Annotated in this window: 2 protein-coding genes; both read right to left on the reverse strand. The window is 55.3% G+C overall.

The window, feature by feature from the left end; all coding sequences use genetic code 11:
- Positions 1 to 106: 106 nt before the first annotated feature.
- Positions 107 to 280 (reverse strand): hypothetical protein, encoded by a 174-nt coding sequence (locus JNN07_09230; protein ID MBL9167909.1) that lies wholly within the window; start codon positions 278 to 280, stop codon positions 107 to 109.
- 55 nt (positions 281 to 335) lie between these two features.
- A partial coding sequence (locus JNN07_09235) for a hypothetical protein (protein MBL9167910.1) occupies positions 336 to 2,193 on the reverse strand: 1,858 nt, incomplete at its 5' end.

Below are 2,193 nucleotides of genomic sequence, written 5' to 3' on the forward strand. Positions count from 1 at the left end.
CGCTAGTTCTTCTAGGGTGGCGTTCTCAGCATTCGGATGTACCTCGAGCGCGCGCAACACTCAGGTTCAACCATAACCCGGCAAAAAGTACCAGTTTTATTTTCAACTATTTCGGAAATCTTTTTTGGCAATCGCTATAGGAGAACCACGCAAACGGATTCTGCCAGACGTAACCGGGCAGAAACTGATGCGCGAAGGCGTAATGGACTTTGTTGCGAAGGGTCGCTTCAGGATAGAACTCCCGAAAGGACTTCGTGATTTGAGTGATAGGTATTTCCATAAGCATTCAATGTTTACAAGGTTGTCTCGGACGACGCCTCGAGTTTGTAGCAACATCACTCCACCAGGAGCCGGAAAAACTTGGTACCTTGAAACGCGGGTAGCTTCCAATTCGTCATGCCTCCCACGTAATCGAGATCACTAAAACTGACTCCTTCCGGTGAGCGCGGTTCGAGTTCCCAGTTACTAAGGTTCATCGAGTATTGAAGAGTGTAAGTGAATCCAGGTGAATGATAGAACGAGACGCGGATTGTGCCGGCCTCGCTGTAGATGTGCAGTTTGGGTGTGTCCAGAAAGTCGTCTCCCAAACGGTGATACATCACCAGGCCATCCCCAACGGCAACCACTGCCGAACGTCCATCACTGGCAACACTCGCGATAGAGCGCGTCACGGGAGGCATGGTGTCGACCGCAAAACCCAACTCGTCCGAATCAAGTCGCCAGAGCTGCGGAAGCATCGCCGCCTTCCTGTAACCCACCCCTCCACCGATGAGAAAAATGTCTCGTCCAACCGTCATAGCACGCTGAATCAGAGGGTCACCTAAAAAACCTCCCCTATTTCTGCAATCAAGGATCGGGGAGTAATCGAAGCACCCCTCCTCCGAGAAAAATAGCACCTTGTTGTGGGCGGAAGCGATGGCTGAGAAAGCTTCACGTGAGGATGGCTCAGGCGTTCCGGCTGTAGTCCAAGGGAGTTCATCGAGAAAGCCTGCCCTCTGCAAAATCTCGTCGCTTGCGAAGTAACGTCCTCCAACGGCGATGACATCATTCAAGATCCAGGTCTCAAACCGATATCGTTCCTCCCAGTGAAACCCGTCCTCGGAGGTAAACGCTGTATTAAACGGGCCCCTTTGAGTCACGAGCAGGAACTCTTCCTGGCCAAACAACACTGTACCATAAAGGAACTTCAGTCCGGTCTCCACGTCGACCCAATCCAGCCCGTTGCTCGAGACGTGCAGACGATCGGAACCGCAGACGAAGATGCTATTGCCATAAGCGACCGAAGAGCAATTCGTCGCCGGCTTGAAGTCCCATGTCAGTCCATCGGGCGAATATCCCCTGACACCGCGCCCGACCGCCACGAAGCCCTTATCACCACCTGCGACACTGGAAAAACTAGGAGCGGGCGAGGATAGAATGTTCCAGGTGAGAGCGTCCGCTGAGGTGAGGACGAGTCCCTTGGCCCCAAACACCCACCACACTCCCCGCTCATGCTGAACGCGGTCCAGTGGTGCTACAATCCCGCTGTCTCGAGCCGTCCAGGTGGCGCCATCAGTGGAAGTGAGGATCTTACCGTCCTCCCCGACGGCGACAAAGACTCCCTCGGCCGCAGCCACGTCGCTCAACGAACGAGCTTCGGGGTGTGTTGCGAAAGACCATGATGCACCATCATCGTTGGACCACAAGATGGCTGCGGACGGTGCGACCGCAACCCAAATGGAACCGGATCTCGCCAGGCCGATGGGAGTTGTTTGCAGAGCCGTTCCGGAAAGCCGCCTCCAGCGAAGGCCATCTTCGCTCTGATGAAGCACCTTCCCTCCAAAACCAGCCGTAAACCTCCCTTCGCTGAAGTGAAGCAAGCGGACACGTTCAATCGGGGGTTCAACCGGTTGACTCTGGACCCAATGCTCCCCATCCGTGCTCACCAAGCAGCCACCCAGGCCCTGGGAAGTGCGCACCTCGTAGGGGACCACAAATCGCCCATTGCCGAAGGCGACATGCTCGACTCCAGACACATGACTCCGTCCAGCGTCCGACAGGGTCCATCGAGAGCCGTCCCTAGAAAACCAAATGGCCGTATGCTGGGTACCGTCCGTCATCCAAACGTATCCGACGCGCACCATCACACCATTGCCTTGGGCAAAATCTAAGGTGAACTCGTCTGGGTTCGGATGTTCCACCGACCAGTCCACC

The sequence above is a fragment of the Verrucomicrobiales bacterium genome (genome assembly GCA_016793885.1).
In the GTDB taxonomy this organism is placed as follows: Bacteria; Verrucomicrobiota; Verrucomicrobiia; order Limisphaerales; family UBA11320; genus UBA11320.